This window comes from Burkholderia paludis, from assembly GCF_000732615.1.
Classification (GTDB): Bacteria; Pseudomonadota; Gammaproteobacteria; order Burkholderiales; family Burkholderiaceae; genus Burkholderia; species Burkholderia paludis.
Genome location: NZ_JPGL01000005.1, coordinates 246,664 through 266,843, shown reverse-complemented (window position 1 = coordinate 266,843; position 20,180 = coordinate 246,664). Strand labels below are relative to the sequence as shown.

The 20,180-nt window shown below is 66.9% G+C and carries 16 protein-coding genes and 1 tRNA gene; 7 read left to right on the top strand and 10 right to left on the bottom strand.

Annotated elements, in window-relative coordinates:
• Window positions 1-147 precede the first annotated feature (147 nt).
• The 3 genes from GQ56_RS0102625 to GQ56_RS39120 all read right to left on the bottom strand — a co-directional run bounded on the left by GQ56_RS0102625 (window position 148) and on the right by GQ56_RS39120 (window position 1,575).
• Window positions 148-864, bottom strand: a complete 717-nt coding sequence (locus GQ56_RS0102625; protein ID WP_152601613.1) for a hypothetical protein — start codon at window positions 862-864, stop codon at window positions 148-150.
• An 80-nt stretch (window positions 865-944) separates the two neighbouring features.
• Complete coding sequence (locus tag GQ56_RS0102615) at window positions 945-1,283, bottom strand: hypothetical protein (protein WP_031397156.1); 339 nt, start codon at window positions 1,281-1,283, stop codon at window positions 945-947.
• Window positions 1,284-1,314: 31 nt separating this feature from the next.
• Window positions 1,315-1,575 (bottom strand): hypothetical protein, encoded by a 261-nt coding sequence (locus GQ56_RS39120; RefSeq protein ID WP_043301018.1) that lies wholly within the window; start codon window positions 1,573-1,575, stop codon window positions 1,315-1,317.
• 588 nt (window positions 1,576-2,163) lie between these two features.
• On the opposite strand from GQ56_RS39120, the gene GQ56_RS0102605 reads away from it, so the two are divergent.
• Window positions 2,164-2,240 (top strand) — tRNA-Val (locus GQ56_RS0102605).
• Between the two features lie 308 nt (window positions 2,241-2,548).
• The gene (locus GQ56_RS0102600; RefSeq protein ID WP_031397154.1) at window positions 2,549-3,064 is read left to right on the top strand and encodes a DUF2628 domain-containing protein; all 516 of its coding nucleotides are present in this window, start codon (window positions 2,549-2,551) and stop codon (window positions 3,062-3,064) included.
• 101 nt (window positions 3,065-3,165) lie between these two features.
• Here the strand turns inward: GQ56_RS0102600 and GQ56_RS0102595 are convergent, their stop codons facing one another.
• The gene (locus GQ56_RS0102595; protein WP_031397153.1) at window positions 3,166-4,047 is read right to left on the bottom strand and encodes a sigma-70 family RNA polymerase sigma factor; all 882 of its coding nucleotides are present in this window, start codon (window positions 4,045-4,047) and stop codon (window positions 3,166-3,168) included.
• Window positions 4,047-4,523, bottom strand: coding sequence for a carboxymuconolactone decarboxylase family protein (locus tag GQ56_RS0102590; protein WP_031397152.1), 477 nt, complete (start codon window positions 4,521-4,523; stop codon window positions 4,047-4,049). Before GQ56_RS0102590 ends, GQ56_RS0102595 begins: the two co-directional genes overlap by 1 nt.
• Before the next feature lie 549 nt (window positions 4,524-5,072).
• On the opposite strand from GQ56_RS0102590, the gene egtB reads away from it, so the two are divergent.
• From egtB to GQ56_RS0102570, 4 genes are all read left to right on the top strand, one after another.
• On the top strand, window positions 5,073-6,296 hold the full coding sequence (egtB, locus tag GQ56_RS0102585; RefSeq protein WP_031397151.1) for an ergothioneine biosynthesis protein EgtB: 1,224 nt from the start codon (window positions 5,073-5,075) through the stop codon (window positions 6,294-6,296).
• The gene (gene egtD, locus GQ56_RS0102580; RefSeq protein WP_031397150.1) at window positions 6,280-7,293 is read left to right on the top strand and encodes an L-histidine N(alpha)-methyltransferase; all 1,014 of its coding nucleotides are present in this window, start codon (window positions 6,280-6,282) and stop codon (window positions 7,291-7,293) included. Before egtB ends, egtD begins: the two co-directional genes overlap by 17 nt.
• Before the next feature lie 284 nt (window positions 7,294-7,577).
• Window positions 7,578-7,853 carry a hypothetical protein gene (locus GQ56_RS0102575; RefSeq protein ID WP_031397149.1) on the top strand — a complete coding sequence of 92 codons (276 nt, stop codon included), beginning with the start codon at window positions 7,578-7,580 and terminating at the stop codon, window positions 7,851-7,853.
• A 37-nt stretch (window positions 7,854-7,890) separates the two neighbouring features.
• Complete coding sequence (locus GQ56_RS0102570; protein WP_031397148.1) at window positions 7,891-8,145, top strand: hypothetical protein; 255 nt, start codon at window positions 7,891-7,893, stop codon at window positions 8,143-8,145.
• A gap of 108 nt (window positions 8,146-8,253) precedes the next feature.
• Here the strand turns inward: GQ56_RS0102570 and GQ56_RS0102565 are convergent, their stop codons facing one another.
• Together GQ56_RS0102565 and GQ56_RS0102560 are read right to left on the bottom strand one after the other, a co-directional pair.
• On the bottom strand, window positions 8,254-11,283 hold the full coding sequence (locus GQ56_RS0102565; RefSeq protein WP_031397147.1) for a type III restriction-modification system endonuclease: 3,030 nt from the start codon (window positions 11,281-11,283) through the stop codon (window positions 8,254-8,256).
• The gene (locus GQ56_RS0102560) at window positions 11,283-13,301 is read right to left on the bottom strand and encodes a site-specific DNA-methyltransferase (protein WP_031397146.1); all 2,019 of its coding nucleotides are present in this window, start codon (window positions 13,299-13,301) and stop codon (window positions 11,283-11,285) included. Before GQ56_RS0102560 ends, GQ56_RS0102565 begins: the two co-directional genes overlap by 1 nt.
• 799 nt (window positions 13,302-14,100) lie before the next feature.
• Between GQ56_RS0102560 and GQ56_RS0102555 the strand changes: the two genes are divergently transcribed.
• Window positions 14,101-14,736, top strand: coding sequence for a response regulator transcription factor (locus GQ56_RS0102555; RefSeq protein ID WP_235212608.1), 636 nt, complete (start codon window positions 14,101-14,103; stop codon window positions 14,734-14,736).
• Between the two features lie 156 nt (window positions 14,737-14,892).
• Here GQ56_RS0102555 and GQ56_RS0102550 read toward each other — a convergent pair whose 3' ends face one another.
• Genes GQ56_RS0102550 through GQ56_RS0102540 form a run of 3 tightly spaced genes read right to left on the bottom strand, consistent with a single transcriptional unit; the run spans window position 14,893 to window position 19,694 of the window.
• Window positions 14,893-17,040 (bottom strand): peptidase domain-containing ABC transporter, encoded by a 2,148-nt coding sequence (locus tag GQ56_RS0102550; RefSeq protein WP_031397144.1) that lies wholly within the window; start codon window positions 17,038-17,040, stop codon window positions 14,893-14,895.
• Window positions 17,041-17,079: 39 nt separating this feature from the next.
• The gene (locus tag GQ56_RS0102545; RefSeq protein ID WP_031397143.1) at window positions 17,080-18,339 is read right to left on the bottom strand and encodes an HlyD family secretion protein; all 1,260 of its coding nucleotides are present in this window, start codon (window positions 18,337-18,339) and stop codon (window positions 17,080-17,082) included.
• Window positions 18,336-19,694: a TolC family outer membrane protein gene (locus GQ56_RS0102540; protein WP_031397142.1), complete on the bottom strand. Its 1,359-nt coding sequence runs from the start codon at window positions 19,692-19,694 to the stop codon at window positions 18,336-18,338. Before GQ56_RS0102540 ends, GQ56_RS0102545 begins: the two co-directional genes overlap by 4 nt.
• Between the last annotated feature and the right edge of the window lie 486 nt (window positions 19,695-20,180).

The window sequence follows — 20,180 nt, the reverse complement described above, 5'->3', positions numbered from 1 at the left end:
ATGGTGTCTGTGACTCAGTCGCGCGAGATTCTACCGTTTAATCAGGGCATTAAGACTAATCGTCGGACCAGGAACAGGGGCATGACCGCAACACGCGCGGCACGATCCGCCATGCGGATTGCGCCGGCCGCCGTCGCATCGTTCGGGTCAAGCTGGCGCGTCGTCGTTGCCCAGGCCGCTGCGTTTCAACACCTCCCGCAGACACACCGGACACACATACTCACCGGCGTCCCACAGCCGCGCGACCATGTCCCGATCGTCGATCCGGAACGTCGAATCGACGATGTCGATATCCGGCCCGAACACCTTGCGCAAAAACGCTTCGTCGAACCAATACGTGGGTTCATGCTTCACGCGGGCATCGATCACGCGCACGACGTGACAATCACGGATCACATCGATCGTCAGGATCGCCGTTTCGATATCCGGCGATGCCCGCGTCGGCCGGATCAGCCCATGAAGCTCGCATCGCGCGAAATTGCGAGGCCACTTTGCATTCGCCGCGACGACAGACGTGTCGAACGCCTGCTCTTTCGTCGTCGGTTTATAAGGCGCCTCGCCGGAGCGCACGAGCAGTTCGTCCAGGCACGCCAAACACATGTATGCGCGCAAGCGCTCCAGCGCCGCGATCTTCGGAAAGACCTTCACGTGCGCGACCTGATCGACAAAGGTCGCATCGGCCTCGTGCTCGTCGAGCTCTGCGCGCAACATCCACATCTCCCAGCTGTATCTCGGCCGGTCGAGCGAGACCTTCACGAGTTCGCCGGGCCCACACTGCGCGCGCAGCCTGATGCGTGCGGCAACGCCCGTCGACGTCGTCGCCGTGGAAACATCTCCATGCCGATGGCAAACGCTCAGTCCCATTACTCACTCCGGTTGCGAGCGGCACTCGCGTCGCCCTGCTCTTTCTTCGGTTTCATCGCTCCGTGGAAGACATCGACCATTCACGACCCGTATCCATGGCGTTCGATGACGTACTGTCCCGGCCCGCTCCATGCGACGGAACGGTACCCGCTTCGAAGAACGCCGATCTCCCGGTAATACTCGACGAGTGCCTGCGGACTCCAGTCGCGGCCCGCGGAAAACAGCGCATCGAGATCGATGAGCGCGGCAACGAGCGCCCGGCGGTCGTTGTCGTCCGCGATCGCGCGTTCCCAGCGACCGGACTGCCGAGCGAAGCCCATCCGTACCAGTACATCGGCAGCAGTCACCAGATCGGTCATGACAACCGCAACGTGACCGGCAATATCCGTCACCAGCATCTCATCGACAGGTGCCTTCATCGATCGCTTCGTCCAGTGTCGTCCCCTGTGATCATCCTGCTTCCTTCGTGAGCCATCTAATGATCTCCGCGACGTCGTCGCCAGACAGCTTGCCGACACGATCAACCGACACCCCATAGTCGAGATCGAACTTCACGTTGAATCGCTCGCCCTTGTAGCAGCAGCACAAGACATCGGCTTCCGGGATCGACACGCGTTGCTCGAGCACGATGTCGCCTGAGTGTTGCTGCATCCGGCGTACGACGGCATCGATATCGAGCGCGTCGAGCCGGGTCATCGAAGAATCGGTCATGTGCCGTGAGCCTGTGCGCCAGGCCCCCGCATCCTGAATGCCGGCGATTCTACAGACATGACCGCGCGTGCATCGTCGAAAGCGCTTCACAGCTTCCCGATTCGTTCCTCTGCTCGCCGCACGCAGTGCATATCGCGAGCGGATCACAGTCGCCGGACTGTGCTTATCCAACGGTGTTAACAGGGTTCGTATATATACGTAGTGATAGTTAACAAGCGCTGTGCCTCACAGTGGATAACGTCCCTAACATCATGAATTCTCAGCAGGAAGCGGAATGCATAACCATGGGTGTCGCGCGTGAACAGCTCCGCGCAGCACAGAACAACTTTTCGTCGATTCACAGACTCGCCGACATATCCTCAATCGTTCCACTGTGAATCCAGAGGCTTGCAGGACGGTTATCCAGAGGGGAATGTGGATAACACCACAGCGCAGCGACGCGTTTTGCTGTGATGCGACGAGGCGACATCAACGCTCCCGGCATCGCCACGCGACCTCGATCGCCGTCCCTCGCGCCCCCCGATTCAAAAAATTTTCACGAAAGGGCTTGTGCTCCTCAAAAACCCTCTCTATAATTCGCGGCTTCTTAGGCTCGTAGCTCAGTTGGTTAGAGCACCACCTTGACATGGTGGGGGTCGTTGGTTCGAATCCAATCGAGCCTACCAACGAACAAAATGAAGGGGTCTGGCAGCACAACTTGCCTACAGGCAATGCGGCTCGCCAACATACAGACGCCACGCGGCAACTTCGCGTGGCGTTTTTCTTTTTCCGGCCGAAACAACGCATGTCGCCCCGATGCGTTGCGCGATCCACGGCATCGCATCCTTCCTCACCGACCCCTCGATTCGCCATACAACGGCCACTGCGCCGCGCGTAGAATCGTGTGCGCATCGAAGCGGCCGTTCCGGCCGTCGCCCGATTTCCAACGCATCAAAACAACAACGCGCGATCCGCGCGACCGAGAGCACACGACATGTCCGACGTCACGACCGCCACATCGTCCGCGAGCAACGACGAAATTGCTGCGTATGTCGGCAAGAAAGCCGCCTGGTTCGAGCGGAAATGGACGCTCGCCGCATCGCGCAAGAACCGGCAGTCGTGGAACTGGGCAGCCTGTTTCCTGGGCCCGGTCTGGATGGCGTATCGATGCATGTACTGGCAGGCGGCGGCTGTCCTCGGCGCGTCGCTCGGGATCACGCTGGTCGAGTTGCTGTTCTTCCCGAAATACTTCGAATCGAGCACGCTCGACCCGGTCACGATCGGGATTGCGGTGTCGCTCGGCTGGTACGGGAACGGCCTCTACAAGGCGCATGTCGAGCGCCGGATCGACAAGCTGCGCCCGAACGCGACGTCCCGCGAATCGTTTCTTGCGCTGCTGGAAGCGCAGGGCGGCACGAACTGGCTCGCGGCGACCGGTTTCTCGGTCGCGACACCGTTGCTCGGCTTCCTGATGATCATGATCCGCAATCTCGTGATCGGGACGTATTGATTGTGCGAACCGGCGGCCGGTAAAGCAGGGCGGCAGGACGGAGCGTAGCGCGCATCGCGGCCGTGCATGCGCACGGCACCCGACGCGCAATCCCGCCGCCCTCAATGCAGGTGCTTCAACTTGTCAGGATTCCGCACGACATAGATCGCGACGATCTTCCCGTCCTCGATCTCGAGCGCCGTGGTCTGCAGCTCGCCATCGGATTCCAGCGTGACGAAACCCGGCAGCCCGTTGATGAACCCCGCACGCACGAGCTTCGACGCGTGCGTGACGAACAGTTCGGCCAGGTACTCGTGCACCTTCATCACGCGCTCGAAACCGAACACCGGCTTGCCCGTGGCCGAGCGCTTGCCGCCGCCGTCCGAATGCAGGCTCACGTCCTCGGCAAGCATCGCGCCGAGCGTGCGCAGGTCGCCGCTGCGCGATGCCGCGAAAAACGCTTCCGCCAGTTCGATCCCGCGCTGCTTCTCGACATGGAAACGCGGCCGCGCCTCGCGCACATGCGTGCGGGCCCGCGCGGCGAGCTGCCGGCACGCGGCCGGGTCGCGCTGGATCGTCGTGGCCACTTCGTCGAACTCGAGGCCGAACACGTCGTGCAGCAGGAACGCCGCGCGTTCGAGCGGCGAAAGCCGTTCGAGCGCGAGCAGCAGCGGCAGCGTGACGTCTTCCTGCTCGTCCTCGTCGACGACCGGCTCGGGCAGCCACGGGCCGATGTAGGTCTCGCGCTGGTGCCGCGCGGACTTCAGCTGGTCGAGGCACATGCGCATCACCATGCGGCGCAGGAACGCCTCGGGCACGCGCACCTCGGTGCGGTCGACGTTCATCCAGCGGATGAACGCCTCCTGCACGACGTCCTCGGCATCCGCGACGGAACCGAGCATCCGGTATGCGACGCGGATCAGCGTGCGCCGCAGCGGGTCGAAGCTCGCGGCCGCGTCGGCCCGTTCGTCGGCGCGGCCGCTGGCCGGATCGCGGCTCGGCATCAGGCCACCATCTTCGCGGCGGCGGCCTTCGCGTCGGCCGGGGCGATCCACAGCCCGAAGCCGACGGCGAGCCGGTTCCAGCCGTTGATCACGTTGATCATCAGCGTGAGTTTCACCTGTTCCTCCTGGCTGAAGTGGTCGTTCAGCGCCGCGTAGGCCGCTTCGTGCGCCGCATGACCCTCCGACAGCCGCGTGAGCGCATCGGTCCAGCCGAGCGCCGCGCGTTCGCGGTCGGAGTAGCAGGGCGCTTCGCGCCACGCGGACAGCAGGTAGATGCGCTGCTCGGTCTCGCCTTGCCCGCGGGCCTCGGCCGTGTGCATGTTAATGCAGTTCGCGCACGCGTTGATCTGGGACGCGCGGATCTTGACCAGCTCGATCAGCGCCGGTTCGAGGCTCCCGGCGGCGGCGACCGACACGGTCATCCAGTCCTTCATCAGCGCGGGGGCGGCGGCAAACGGATTGAGTTTCGCAGTCATGGTTCCTTCTCCTTTCGTGTGGGTTCCGGTGACATGACGAGCGAGCTGCCGCGCGTGTGACATCGACGCAAAAAAATTCCGGAAACCTTCGCGACTGCGATGTCGCAGGCAAAGGGTAGGGCCGTTCACGCGGAGCCGCCGCCCGCGTTCGTCATACAAACGCGCGCATCATGAAGCCATCGCTCACGACCGTCGCGCGTTGTCATGGGCCGTCAGTAGCCGGACCGGCTGGCCGGTTCGCGGTTAATCCGCTGGCCAGCCCGTCCGGGCAGGCTTCGCCACGTCGTCGCGCGGCCGATGCGCTCTCCGTCGACACTTTCATTTTTCTTTCGGACGCGGTCCGTCCGCATCCCGATTCGCAGCATTCACATTTCTGGACCATACTGTTCTGCAAGGGCAGATGAAGGGACGCCGCATCAGCGGCCCGGCGCGCGCGCCGGCTGCCCGACGACGCAGCAGCAGGTCGCACGCCAGCCGCGCGCCTCACGCGCAAGGCTTTCCCTTTTCCGGCAACGCAACGCAGCGAATCGCGACGTGGACGGTAAACCGATGAGCCTCCTTGCCTCACAGCTTCAGCGCCGTTACCAGGACGTGCGCGCCCACAGCGTCGCGCTGACCGCGACGCTGTCCGCCGAAGACCAGGCCGTGCAGTCGATGCCGGACGCGAGCCCGACGAAGTGGCACCTCGCGCATACGACCTGGTTCTTCGAGACCGTCGTGCTGATGCGCCGCGTGCCCGGCTACGCGCCGTTCGACGGCGCGTTCCAGTTCCTCTTCAATTCCTACTACGAAGCGCTCGGCCCGCGCCATCCGCGGCCGCAGCGCGGGCTGCTCACGCGTCCGTCGCTCGACGAGGTGCACGCGTATCGGCAATACGTGGACGATGCGCTGCTGCGCGCGCTGGCCGGCGCCGACGCGGCGCAGCTCGACGCGATCGCGCCCGAAGTCGAGCTCGGCCTGCATCACGAGCAGCAGCACCAGGAACTGATCGTCACCGACATGCTGCACGCGTTCTCGTGCAACCCGCTGAAGCCGGCGTTCCGGCCGCGCAACGGGATGGACGGCGACGCGATGGCCGCGGGCGACGCCGGCGCGCAGCGCTGGCTGCGCCAGGCGGGCGGACTCGTCGAGATCGGCCACGCCGGCGAGGCGTTCTCGTTCGACAACGAACGGCCGCGTCATACGGCGCTCGTGCGGCCGTACGAAATCGCGAACCGCCTCGTGACGAACGCGGAATTCGCGGCGTTCATCGCAGAGGGCGGCTACACGCGTCCCGAATACTGGTTGTCCGACGGCTGGGCGACCGTGCAGCGGGAAGGGTGGCAGGCGCCCGCGTACTGGCTGCGCGGCGAAGGCGACGCGGCCGCGACGCAGGCCTGGCGCACGTTCGGCCTGCACGGCGTCGAACCGCTCGCGCCCGATGCCCCGGTGTGCCATGTGAGCTTCTACGAAGCAGCCGCGTATGCGGAATGGGCCGGCGCGCGGCTGCCGACCGAATTCGAATGGGAAACGGCGTTCCCCGCCGAAGGCATCCGGCAGATGCTCGGGCACGTGTGGCAGTGGACGCGCTCGTCCTACGAGCCCTATCCGGGCTTCCGGCCGCTCGCGGGCGTGGCGGCCGAATACAACGGCAAGTTCATGGTCGGCCAGCAAGTCCTGCGCGGCAGCAGCATCGCGACGCCGCCCGGGCACGAACGGCCGACGTACCGCAATTTCTTTCCGCCGGCCGCGCGCTGGCAATTCACGGGAGTGCGACTTGCGCGAGACGTCTGACCAGACGGCCACGAGCGGTGGCCAGCAACCCGCCCGCGATTCGCGGCCGAGCGCGTTCGAGCGCGACCTGATCGACGGACTGTCGCGCACGCCGCGCAGCATTCCGCCGAAATACTTCTACGATGCGGCCGGCTCCGCGCTGTTCGACCGCATCTGCGAACTGCCGGAGTATTACCCCACGCGCACCGAGCTCGGCATCCTGCGCGACCGCGCGGCCGAGATCGTGCGGCGCGTCGGCCCGCATGCGGACATCGTCGAATTCGGCGCGGGCTCGCTCGAGAAGATCCGCGTGCTGCTCGACGCGTTCGCGGGCAACTACGCGAACGCGCCGGCGCGCTACGTGCCGGTCGACATCTCCGCCGACCACCTGCACGACGCCGCCGCACGGTTGCGGGCGGCCTATCCGTGGCTCGACGTCGCGCCGCTCGCGGCCGACTACACGAAGGCCGAGCAACTGGCCGAGCTGACCGGAACGCCGCGGCGGCGCATCGGTTTCTTCCCCGGCTCGACGATCGGCAACTTCTCGCCGGAGGAAGCCGACGCATTCCTGCACGATGCCGCGCGACTGCTGCGCGGCGGCGGCTTGCTGGTGGGCGCCGATCTCGTGAAGGACGAAGGTACGCTGCACGACGCGTACAACGACGCGCAGGGCGTGACCGCGCAGTTCAACCTGAACCTGCTGGTGCGCGCGAACGCCGAACTCGGCGCGGATTTCGACGTCGACGCGTTTTCGCATTGCGCGTTCTACGACCGCGAGCGGCAGCGCATCGAGATGCATCTCGTCAGCGACGTCGCGCAGACCGTGCACGTGCGCGGCCATGCATTTCGCTTCGACGCCGGCGAGCGCATCCACACGGAGAACTCGCACAAGTTCACGATCGACGGCTTTCGCGCGATCGCGCGCCGCGCGGGATTCGTACCCGATACCGTGTGGACCGATGCGGACAACCTGTTCAGCGTGCACTGGCTGCGCAGCGTCGACGATATCCGCGCGTAACGCGCGCTTGCGAACCGCTTGCGCATGCGGCGGGCGGTTCGTTCCTGACGCGCGCCGGCGCGCCCCGATGGCCGGGACCGATGCCGGACATCCCCGATCTGCCGATTCGATGCGCCGTTGCAACGGTGTGTAGAGTCGCGCCTCTACCTTGTCCCGCCGGGTTCCACGCGTGCCGGTAAACGTCCGTTACCGCTCTCGCATACCCGTTTCACCTGTGTCCGCGCCCGATGCCTAGACTCCGAACCGTATTCACATGAAGCACGATACGTGCAGGGAGTCGCGAGATGAGCAGGAAACTTCTTCTCGGTGCAGTTCTCGGCGTGGCGGCGCTGGCAGCCTCGGGCGTCGCATCGGCCCACGTCGACGTGTCGGTCGGCATCGGCGTGCCCGTCTATGCGGCGCCGGCACCCGTCTACGAGGCTCCGCCGCCGCCGGTCGCGTACGCGCCGGTAGGCTATCGTTACGACGACTGGCGCGCGCGCGAATGGCGCGAACGCGAGTGGCGTCGCCATGAATGGCGCGAACATGCGTGGCATGATCGCGGTGGCCGCTGGTATTGAGCGGCTGGATCGATGAAAACAAGAGGAGCTTGAACACATGACGTCCATTCGACACATCGGGCAGTACGCGATCGCCGCCGTCGTTGCGTTCGCCACGATCGGCAGCGCGCATGCGGCGGGTTGCATGAAGGGCGCGGTCGTCGGCGGGGTTGCCGGCCACTACGCCGGCCACCATGCGGTCGTTGGCGCGGTCGGCGGCTGCATCGTCGGCCATCACATGGCGAAGAAACACGCGGAAGAGTTGGCCGCGCAACACAAGGCCGCCGCGCAGGGCATGCAGCCGGTGCAGTAAGCCGCGTCGTTGCCGGGGCGCCGATACGGCAGGTTGCCCCGGCTGGCGCGCATCGCGCGCGCCTCATGAAGTCTCATGAAAAAAGGGCGGCTCGCGCCGCCCTTCGTTTCAGCGCCCGGCGCCCTTCAGCAGCGCCGCGGGCTCGAACAGCGCATCCGCCTGCCTGACGCGCACGAAGCGCGCCGCGCCGTCGCCATCCACCAGCGCCCGGAAATGCGCTTCGCCGCACGCGAGCTTCGCGCGCTCGTGCTCGCTCGGCGCGTTGCCGTCCGCATTCGGCGTATCGACGACGAAGTACAGCCGCTCGCCGCCGTCCTGCTCCGCGAGCACGGCCCAGTCCGGGTGATAGCTGCCGAGCGGCGTCGACACGCGGAACCACGCGGGCAGCTTCGCATACAGCTTCACGCCGTCGTGCGCCTCGAGCGCATCGGCGAATGCGCGTTCCGCGTCCGTCTCGCACACGACCGCTTCATGGATCGATTTGCGCGCGTCGGGCCGCAGGTTGCGCAGATAGCCGGTCAGCGCCTCGCTCTCGAACGATTCGAGCGCGTGCACGTGGCGCTCGCCGAGCTTGCGGTACGCAATGCCCGCGACGAGCGCCAGCCGCTTGCAGCGGTTGATCGCCTCGGCGGCGACCGCGATGAACTGCTGCGGATTCACCCGGAAATCGTCGAGCCGGCCGCTGTCGGCCAGGATCGTCGCGAGCGAACGGCGCGTGAGCTGCGTGCGGTCCTGCAGTTCGGTGAGCAGGTCGGGCAGCGGCAGTTCGCCTTCGTCGAGCAGCACCGTGCCGGCGCCGGCCACCTCGATCGCCTCGATGCCGGCCTTGCCGATGTCGATCTCGGCCTTGCGCCACTGCAGCCGCGCGCGCGCGATGTCCGGCGCGTCGTGCAGCGCGGCCGCGCAATCGCGCACGAGCTTCGCGTTGTCGAATTCGACGCGGTAGACGGTGCGATGACGGATCCGGTCCCACAACGCACCGAAATCGTCGCCGAACACGACGGCCTTGCCCGACGCGTCGCGCCGCAACGCGATCGCGCGGCGCTCGTCCGCATTGCGCACCGCGAAGCGGCCCGACAGCTTGCGCAGCGTCGCGACGATCGGCGCGCGCAGGATCTCGAACGCATCCGGCAGCACCAGCGCGCTCTGGCGCAGCGCGTCCTTCAGGCGGTCGAGCACCTTGCCCTGCGCATCGACGTAGCCCTGTTCGTGCAGGTGATTCCACAGCACGCGCGACAGCTCGACGCCGAGCGCATGCGCGGGCCCGTCGCCTTCCTGCACGGGCAGCGCCGCGAACTGGTGTTCCTCGACGATTCCGAAACGGATGCCCGTGTCGGCCTCGATTTCCTTCTGCAGGTTCTCCGCGAACGACTCGTAGCGCTCGGTCGCGATCACGGTGAGCGTGTTCACGCCCGCGTCGCGCACCCGTTCGCCGTCCTGGTCGACGGCGAGGCGCAGCCCGCGGCCGAGCGTCTGGCGGCGCTCGCGCTCGGTCTGGATGTCGCGCAGCGTGCAGATCTGGAATACGTTCGGGTTGTCCCAGCCCTCCTTCAGCGCCGAGTGCGAGAAGATGAACTTCAGCGGCGTGTCGAACGACAGCAGCGCTTCCTTCTCGCGCATGATCAGGCCGTACGCGCGCTCCGCGTTCTCGCGGGCCGCGGCGCTGCTCTCGCTCGTGTCGGTCCAGCCGCCCTTGCGGTCGATCGAGAAATAGCCGTTGTGCGCGCGTCCGACTTCGAGCGCGACGTCGACGCCGTCGAACAGCGCGCGGTAGGCCGGCACGCGTGCCGCCCGCGCATATTCCTCTTCGAAGATCAGCGCGTAGTCGCCCTTCGCGGGCATCCCGTTCTCGTCGTAGCGGCGGTAGCGCTCGACCGAGTCGACGAAGAACAGCGACAGCACCTTCACGCCGCGCTCCGCGAGGCGCAGCTCCTTGTCGAGATGCTCGCGGATCGTGCGGCGGATCATCTCGCGCTGCACGGCGAGCGTATCGATGTCGCCGAACGCCTCGCCGAGCGACAGGAACGCTTCACCCTCGGGGTGGCGCAGCTCGACGTATTCGGCGCCTTTCACCGCATGCACTTCGCCGATCCGCAGGCCCGCGTACAGCGCACGTCTGGTCAGGCGTTCGAGATCGTCGCCGTCGGTGGCCGACACGATCTGGCGCTTCACGCCGGCCGCCGTCGCGACGTCGAGCTCGACGCGCGCGCTGATCGCGCCGCGCCGGTTCGACACGCCGATGAGCCGCACGTACGGCTTGTTGTGCGCGTCCTCGACGATCGCCGACGCGATCTCGATCTGCTTGACGAGCTTGCGCTCGTACGCGTCGACCGCGTCGAGCCGGTACACCATGTGGTGCCGGTCGACGTGCGTGGCCGAGTAGCGCAGCGTGCAGAGCGGCGCCATCGCGGCAAGCGCTTCGCGGCCGCGGCCCTCGAGCCCGCCGTCGACGCTCTGCGGTTCGTCGACGATCACGATCGGCCGGGTCGCGCGGATCAGGTCGATCGGCTTCTCGCCGCCGGTCTTCTCGCTGTCCTTGTAGAGGTTGTTGATTTCCTTCTTGTTGATCGCGGCGACCGTCATCACCATGATCTGGATCGCCGCGCTCGCCGCGAAGTGGCGCACCTGGCCGAGCTTCGCGGAGTCGTACAGGAAGTAGTCGTACGGTACGCCCGCGTACAGCGCGCGGAAGTGATCCTCGGTGATGGAAAGCGTCTTGTGCACGCCTTCCTTGATCGCGATCGACGGCACGACGATCACGAATTTCGTGAAGCCGTAGCGGCGGTTCAGCTCGAAGATCGTGCGCAGGTATACATAGGTCTTGCCGGTGCCGGTTTCCATCTCGACCGTGAAGTCGCGCGAGCCGGGCAGGCCGCCGGACGGCGGCAACCCGCCGCGCAGCTGCACGTCGGCGAGGTTGCGCGCGAGCGCGTCGTCGGTCAGCGACAGCCGGTTGCCGACGCCCTGTTCCGATACCGCGAAGCCCAGCGAACCCTGTGCGGCGGCCGTGGTGCCGGGCGCGGCGTTCGCGAGCACGCTGAAGTCGCCGCGATACGATTCCTGGCCGCGAAACAGGTCGCAGACGGCGTCGATCGCCTCGCGCTGGTAGTCGAGATCCGCTTCGAAATGCAGCCGCATCACAGGCTCCGCACGCGCTTCACGCCGTGCTGTTCGAGCAGCGCGGCGAGATTGAGCTTCGCGACGTCGTCGACGAAGCCGCTGTCGCGGAACAGGCACGTGACGTCGCGCGTCGCGCCGGTCGCGTCGAGCAGGTCGACGATGCCGTCGGCGAGCGGGCCCGCGTCGTCGCGCGCGATGCGCGCGTCGAAGCACGCGACGATCGAGCGGCCGATCAGGTGCACGGCCTTGCCGGCCACCTGGTGATGCTCGACCGGCGTGCACAGGTCGAGGCCGAGCTTCAGCGTCAGCTCGGCGAGCAGGTCGTCCTCGGTGCGGCCGGTCTTCACGTGCTCGACCGAGGCGAACAGCGCATGATCGAAATCGTCGCGACGCGGGTCCCACTCGATCACGTTGGTCGTGTCGAGCCGGTAGACGCGGAAGCCGAGGTCGCCATAGCTTTCCGGATAATCGCGCGCGACCTGCTGCGCGGCGCGGCGCAGGCGCTCCTTCGTGATTTCGGCGAGGGTCGACGGTTTCTTCAGCTTCGCGCAGAAATCGGCCGCGCTCGTCTGCGTCTTGTCGCGGCGGTCGAGCGCCTCGGGCAACTGCACGAGCACGTAGCGGCGCGCGCCGCCGTCGGTCGCGTTCACCTGCATCACCGCGTGGCCGGTCGAGCCGGAGCCCGCGAAGCAGTCGAGCACGATGTCGTCGCCGCGCGTGCACCAGCCGATCACGGCCGCCGCGAAATCGACCGGCTTCGGCTGGTCGAACGGAATGCCGAGCGTCTTCAGCAGCGCGTCGTCGGAGCCCGCGAACGGGAGCACCGACGGCACGTTCTCGTACATGTTCTCGTCGAGGTAGTAGATCCGCTGCGGCTGCGTGGTTTCGTCCGCGCCGAATTCGATCTGGCCGCGCTCGATCAGCGCCTGCATCGTCGCGGGCGGGTTGCGCCAGCCGCGCGCCGGCATCGCGCACGGCTTGCCGGTGGCCGGGTGGATCAGCGGCGTGAAATACTCTTCCGGCGCCTTCTTCTTGTTCGGCCAGGCCATCGACACGAGGCGGTACACGCGGCCGTCCTCCGACAGCCGGTCGTACATCACCTCGCCGCCCGACAGGTTGGTCTGCGCCTTCATCCACGCGCGGTACGCCTTCTGCGCATCCTTCGCGTTGCCGCTGCGGTATACCGCGTCGTGCGCGGCGTCGAGCATGCGCTGCGCGTTGCGCTTCGGGCGCTTGAGCGGCGCCTGTTCGAGCAGCGTTTCGGCGTTGCGCGCGAACAGCACCAGCGATTCGTGCTGGTACGCGACGCCGCGCGCGTCGCCCTTCGGGTTGCGCTTGTCCCACACGGCCACGCCGAGCTCGTTCTCCTCGCCGAAGATCTCGCGCAGCATCAGCACCAGCGCGTGCACCTCGTGCTCGTCGATGTGCACGGCGATCAGCCCTTCGTCGGACAGCAGCGCGTGCGCGAGCTTCAGGCGCGGATACATCATGTTCAGCCAGTCGGTGTGGAACCGGCCGTTCGCCTCGGTGTTCGTGCTGCGCTTCGCGCCGCCCTGGGTCTGGCCGGTCATCGCCAGGTAGTGGCGAATGCTGTCGCTGAAGTCGTCCGGATAGACGAAATCGCTGCCCGTGTTGTAGGGCGGGTCGATATAGACGAGCTTCACCTTGCCCGCATAGCTCTTGTGCAGCAGCTTCATCACGTCGAGGTTGTCGCCCTCGATCACCAGATGGCGCGTGTCGTCCCATGCGACGCTGTCGTCGGGGCAGGGCCGCAGCGTGCCCGTCGACGGCGTCAGCGCGGCCTGGCGCGCGCTGCGCTTGCCGTGCCAGTGGAAGCCGTAGCGCTCGTCGGCGTCGCCGACCGTGCGTTCGCCGATCAGCGCCTTCAGCACGTCGACGTCGACCGACGCGCCGTCCGGGCCTTCGGTCACGAGTTCGGGGAACAGCGCCTTCAGGCGCGCGACGTTGTCGGCCGTGAAATCCGTCGACATCGCCTGCGGGCTCGCCGCATCGAGTTTCTGCATCGTCTTTTCCATCGGAGCCCGGCCGCGCGCGCCAGGACGTCGGGCGCGCTCGCGGCACCGGCGGCAATGGCCGCCCGGGCAAACCCGAAACGCTAGCGAGTCGGTCGGCCGAGGTCAAGCGCCGATGTGGGCCGATCGTGCGCGCATCGGCCGCGATCGCCCGCCGGACGGGCCGCAAGCGGTTTCTGGCCGGTTGTCGCACGGGCCGGCCCGAGGGTGCGGCGCGGCCCCCGGGAACCGGGGAAGAATGGACGAAAAAAGGGCACGGTCGCGTGGACGTGGGCCTGCCGCGACCATGGGGTGAGCGGCAAGCACCTCGCTCCGGCCGGATGGCACGTCGACGGGGCGCCGGCGTTCATTGCGTTCGCGACATGCGACGCCTGCCGGATCGTCACGGCGGGCGCAGGGCGGGGAAGCCTCCTGCTTCTGCTCCCGCTCTCGCTCCCGTTCGCGGGCCGGCGATACCTTCATGGGTGTTCCGTAAAACGGGGCCGAAACCCGGCAAGCGACGGCGACTCGTCGCATTACCGGTCCGGTACGTGATTTATTCAATCAAACTTAGGACAAGTTCGATAAATGCGGAAAAGATAACCGGACAAAGCCGTTATTATCCAATTCAGGTTATATTCGCTGCGGCATTCGGACAGGATAATTATCCGCGCGCCTATCCCGATAACGATCGCGCTTTCATTAAATAAAGGCGGGCATTAAAGTTCAGGCCAACACCCGCTTCGGCTCATGAGTGTTATCGCATGCGGCAACACCCCGTCGACGGGCGTTGCCGTATTTTTCGAAAGACATGATTGAGCCTATGAAAACAGTGACCGTGGCCGTGGCCGACGACCATCCTGTCGTGCTGGAATCGCTTCATCGACTGTTGTGTCTGCATCCGCCGTTTCACCTCATGCACCTCTGCCGTAGCGGCCGCGAACTGATCGCCGCGCTGGCGCAATCTCCCATCGATATTGCGGTAGTCGATTATTCGATGAGCCGCGGCGAGCAGCCGCTCGACGGCCTTCCGCTGCTGCGCAAGCTGCGCGATGTCGCGCCGCGCACGCGGTGCGTGATGTTTACCGCGCACTCGAATCCGAGCGTGTTCGCGGCCGCGCGGAAGCTCGGCGTGGCCGCGATCGTCAGCAAGGACGATCCGGTCGACGAGATCGTCCACGCATGCCGGCGGCTCGGCGCCGGCCGCGCCTGCTACCTGTCGCCGTCGGCCCGGGCGGCCGTCGAGCGTGGCGGGAGCGGCCGGCAAACGGCGCTCACGGCCCGCGAACTCGATGTCGTCCGGCTGTTCGCGGCCGGCCATACGCTGCAGGACATCGCGAAGCAGCTCGGCCGCTCGGTCAGCACCGTGTCGACGCAAAAATACACGGCGATGTGCAAGCTGCAGGCCGATTCGAACATTCACCTGATCCGCTATGCGTACGAAAGCGGCCTGATCTGATTGCGCTGAAGGTGTAACCCGCCGCCGCTCCCTTCATTCCACGCACGCATGCGCGTGAAGCCTCGCGACCGCCGGTGTGCCGGTGTCGCCGGGCCGGATCGGTGTCGTCCGTCGCGTTGCCCGCCGGGCAGCGGCATACCGTGCCATCCCGCGGCGCTAAGCGGGTTCGGGCATGACGATGGCGCCGACGGGCAGTTCGCGTGCCGTGCCTCGCGCGATCTCGATCACGCGGTCCGCGCTGCGGATGGTTTCCGGCCGGTGCGCGATGATGATCCGCGTGACGTTCATCGCGCGTACCGCGTCGTTGATCCGGGATTCGCGCTCGATGTCGAGATGGCTCGTCGCTTCGTCGAGCACCAGGATCGCCGGCTGGCGGTAGAACGCGCGGGCAAGCAGCACGCGCTGGCACTGCCCGCCGGACAGCGACGACCCCATGTCGCCGACGAGACTCCGGTAGCCCATCGGCATCGAGGCGATGTCGTCGTGGATCTGCGCAAGCCGCGCGGCCCGTTCGATGCGTGCGTCGTCGGGCTGCGGGTCGAAGAAGCCGATGTTGTCGGCGATCGAGCCCGCGAACAGGATGTCGTCCTGCATCACGCAGCCGATCCGGTCGCGATACGGGTGCAGGCCCAGCTTGCGGATGTCGATGCCGTCGACTTCCACGCTGCCGTGCTCCGGCGCGAGCAGGCCGAGCAGCAGCTTCGCCATCGTCGTCTTGCCCTGGCCCGACGGGCCGACCAGCGCGACCGATTCGCCGGGCGCGATCGAGAACGAGCAGCCGTCGAGCACCCACGGTTCCGTTTCCGCGTAGCGGAACCGCACGTCGCGCACGTCGATCGCAGGCGGCGTCGCGCAACCAGCCTCCGTCGATTGCGCGACCTTTGCCTCCATGTCGGTTTCGACGTCGGTCAGCACGATGTCGGCGAGACGCTCGCCGTGCAGGCGCAGCATCCTGAAGTCGATCAGCGTGCCGACCAGCCCGGCGCCGCGCGTCATGAACTGGTCGGAAAAACTGACGAACGCGACCAGCATCCCGGCCGAGAACTGCCCGTCGAGCACCTGCTTCGCCGCGAGCCAGACGAGCGCCACGCGCCCCGCACCGGAAATCACGCCCTGCACCGTCGAGAAGCCGATCGACAGCCGCTCGATCGCGACGTGCTTGTTGGTGGTCTCGACGACCGCGTTCGCATACGTGGCGACACGTGCCTCCTGCTTGTTCGCAAGCTTGATCGCCTGCACGCCGCGAATCGATTCGAGCAGGTTCGACTGGGCGCGTGCCGCATGGACGATCTGCTCCTCATTCGCCTGCCGGAACGGCCGGTACGCGATCCAGCGAATCGCGCCGTACGCAGCAAACAGGCCGAGCACCAGCCAGGTGAGCGCCGGGCTGTAGACGAACAGCATCGCGAGCGTCGCGATTGCCATCACGCCGTCGAGCAGCGCGCCGATGAACTGGGTGGTCAGCGTCGTCTGGATCGTGTTGATCGCGCCGAATCGCGACACCACGTCGCCGATGTGGCGCTGCTCGAAATACGCCATCGGCAGCCGGAGCAGGTGCGCGCAGACGTTGGCGGTCCACTGCACGCCGAGCAGGCTCGAGAACCACGTTACCACCCACGCGCGCAACGCCGATACCGCGTTCTGGAACAGCACGACCAGCAGGAAGCCGATGCCGAGCAGCGTCAGCAGGTCCGCATCGGCGGACACCAGCACCTGGTCCATCACCCACTGCATGTAGAACGGCGTGACGATGCCGAACACTTCCAGCGCCGCGGACAGCAGCAGCACCTGCGCGAACGTCGTACGGATGCCTGTCACGCTGCCGACGAGCTTCGCCATCGAGATCGCTTCGCGCGCCTGCGTCCGCTCGAACGACGGCGACGGCATCAGCTCGAGCGCGACCCCGGTGAAGTGTTCGGACACTTCGGCAAGCGGCACGTCGCGGCATCCGCGGGCGGGATCGTGGATGGTGATCCGGTTGCGCAACACGGCTTTCAACACGACGAAGTGATTCATGTCCCAGTGCAGGATGCACGGGCGGCGCAGCTTGCCGAGCTCGTCGAGATCGAGCCGCAACGCGCGCGATGCGAGGCCGAGCCGGTACGCGATCAGCATCACGTCGTTGAGCGTCGCCCCCTTCAGCGACGGGCTGAAGCGCCGGCGCAGGCTGACGAGGTCGAGGTCATGGCCGTAGTGGCTCGCGACCATCCCGACGCACGCGAGGCCGCACTCGGCGGCCTGCGTCTGCAGGATCACCGGCAGGCGGCGGCGCCAGCCGAATTGCAGCGCGTCGATCCATTTCATGATTGGGGGGCTCCGTAACGAATCCGTTGAAGGCGCGCGTCAGGCCGACACGCGGCGGCCGAGCGCATACAGCGGCTCCAGCACCCACTCGATCAACCGGCGCCGGTCGATCAGCACGTCGGCCTCGAGCGCCATCCCGGGCCGCAGCGGCTCGTGCCTGCCGTATGCGACGATGTCCTGGCGATCGAGCGCGACGACGACGCGGTACAGCTGCTCCGGCACGTTGGTGCGCCCGGTCAGATGCGCGACTTCCTGCGGCGACAGCGCGGTACGCGACACCTCGGTCACGCGCCCGAACTGCTGGCCGAATTTCTGGAACGGGTAGGCCTCGTAGCGCAGCACGACGCGCGCGCCGGTGCGCACGAAGCCGATCGCGCGGCTCGGCACCATCAGCTGCGCCTCGAGCGGCGCGCCTTGCGGCAGCAGCGACACGGCCGACTGGCCCGCGTTGACGATCTGCCCGGGTTTCACGAGCAGCGCGGCCACGACGCTGGCCTGCGGCGCGCGCAAGATGACCGCGCGACGCGCCTCGTTCTCGGCGATCGACTGGTCGACATCCGCGAGCTTGCGCTCGATGTCGTTCTGCTGATTGCGGGTGGTGAGCGGCAGCTCGCGCAGTTGCTGGCGGGTCTGGTCGAGCTGCTGCCCGACGTCGAGCCGCTGGCGGGCAAGCTCCTGCAGCCGTGCCTGCGCGTCGAGCAGTACGCCCTCCTGCTGCTCGACCTGGCTGTTCGACGCGTAACCTTGCGCGCGCATCGACTGCAGCTTGTCGAGCTGCCGTTGCGCGAGCTCGGCCTGACGCCGCCGCTGCGTGTTCTGCCGCGCGATCTGCACCAGCTGGTCTTCCAGCGCCGCGGCGCGCGCCCGCAGGCCGCGCTGCGCTTCCGTGCCCAGTTGCGACTGGCCGGCGAGATCGGTTTCCAGGCGCGAACGCTGAAACTTCAACTGCCGCGCGACCGTTTCGCGCGTGCCGCCCAGTTCGGTCGCCACTTCGGCGGAAATCGCCATGAGTTCCCCGCCGGCCGCCACTGCCTGTCCTTCGCGCACGCGCATGCCGATCACGGTGCCGGTGATCGGCGGCGCAACCGTCAGCAGGCCTTTTTCCGGCAACAACTGGCCGGCCACGCGCTCGCGCTTCGTATAGCTGCCGAACACGAAGAACGCGACGACCGCGAGCGTCAGCGCGGCCGCGATCCCGATCGTCAGCCAGCGCCAGGGCGGCGAATACAGGCTCACCGTACCCATCAGCTTGTGCCGGGTCGCATCGAGCGCTTCCTGGCGGAACAGGGAATCGGTCATGAGCGGCTTCCAGCGACGGGGGGCCGGCTGTCGGCGCGGCACGCGATGGCGGCAATGTCGCCGTCGCCGAGTGCGCCAAGCGCTGTGGACAGTCGTAGTCGCGCCCGCAGATAGCGGTAGCGGGCGTCGGCGAGATCGCGGATCGCTTCGAAATAGCGCTGCTGCGCATTCAGCTCGTCGATCTGCGTGCGCAGCCCGACTTCGCGCCCGAGGCGGGTCGACTTCACCTTGCCGTCGGCCGATGCGAGCGCGCGCTCCTGCGCGCGGATCAGCGCGAGGCCGTTGGTGATGCCGAGATAGGCGGCCCGGGCTTGTTCGCGGGCCTTGCGGCGCGCATCCTCGAGCACGTCGCGCGCCTGATCGCGCCGGCGGTAGGCCTCCCGGCTTGCCGACAGCGGGCCGCCGCCGGCGAACAGCGGGATCGTGACCGTCACGCCGATCGTCGACGAGCGCGTTTTCGACGTCGTGCCGAAGATCGTGTCGAGCCCGTTCTCGTTGGCGCCGCGGCTCCAGTTCGTGCCGTAGCTCGCCTGCAGGTTCACGACCGGCAGGTGCGCGCCCGCCGCCGCGACGATGTCGGCCTGCGACTGGTCGAGCTGCTTGCCGGCGATCCGCACGTCGACGTTGTCGCGGGCCGCTTCGTCCATCGCGGCCATGAGGTCGGATGGCGCCGCCTGCCGGGCGCATGACCACGCGATCGGCTCGAGTTCAGCGTCGCTCAGGCCGGTCAGCCGCTGCAGCGTGCCGTTCGCGACCGCCAGATCGGTTTGCGCGCCCACCTTGCGCGCGAGCGCTTCGTCGAGATTCGCGCGCGCCTCGTCGACGTCGGTGCGCGTGCCGTCGCCGAGCCGCAGCGCGGCCTGCGCCTGGTCGAACTGGGTGCGGAACGCCTGCTGCGCGGCTTCGGCCGCCTGCAGTACCTCGCGTCCGTACAGCACGTCGAAATAGGCATTGGCGACATCGTTGATCAGCGCTTGCCAGGCTTTCTCGTACTCGATGTCGGCCTGGTCGGCCAGTGTGCCGCCACGCTTGAAATCGGCGACGCGGGCCACGTCGAACAGCGGCTGGGTAAGGACGGCGGCGGCGCTGTGACGGCGGACCGCCGCCGCATACGACGCGGTGGGCTGGTCCTGCTTCGTGTAGTTGCCGTTGAGCTCCGCGCGCGGCAGCAGGCCGGCGAGACCTTGCCAGCGTTTCTCGCGGCCCGCGAGCTGCGCGTTGCGTGCCGCGCCGATGCCGGCATCGAAGCGCAGTGCCGCGTTTACCGCGTCGAGCAGGTCGGCCGCGTGCGCCGGCCATACGGCGCCAAGCCAGCCGAGAACGGCCACCAGCCGGAGGAATCGTGTTGAGATCATCTGCCTGTACGCGCCGCTGCCTGACGGTCGCGAGAACCGCGGCGAAGTCGCGCCGCAAAGCGGAGATTATTCAGTGGCGGGGAGCGGCACGATATCGCCGTTCGTCCAATTTCGGACGGGTGCCGGCAGGCTTGCGAACGGTGCGATGCGACGGAGCGCCGAGCGGAAATAGCGGCACGCCGGGCAAAGCATCGGCGTGCGCGTTGTTGCACAGGAACGCGCCGAGGTAGTCCGGTCGGAGCGAAACACAATCACCAGCAAACACATCGACAGTTTGACAAGCCTGGACGGGCGCAACCGCGGCACTAGCGTGCCGACGTTGGCGGCGGTCAACGCCTGGCCTGCTTTCGGCAAGCAGCGTCATCCACAAAAAATGGATGTTTTGCTACAGATTCGGCAGTTTACTTAGGACTATTGTTCAAACAAGAGCCTGGAGCATTTGGCTCACCCCTGTAAATATCATCCTTTTCCCTGACCAATCGAAGA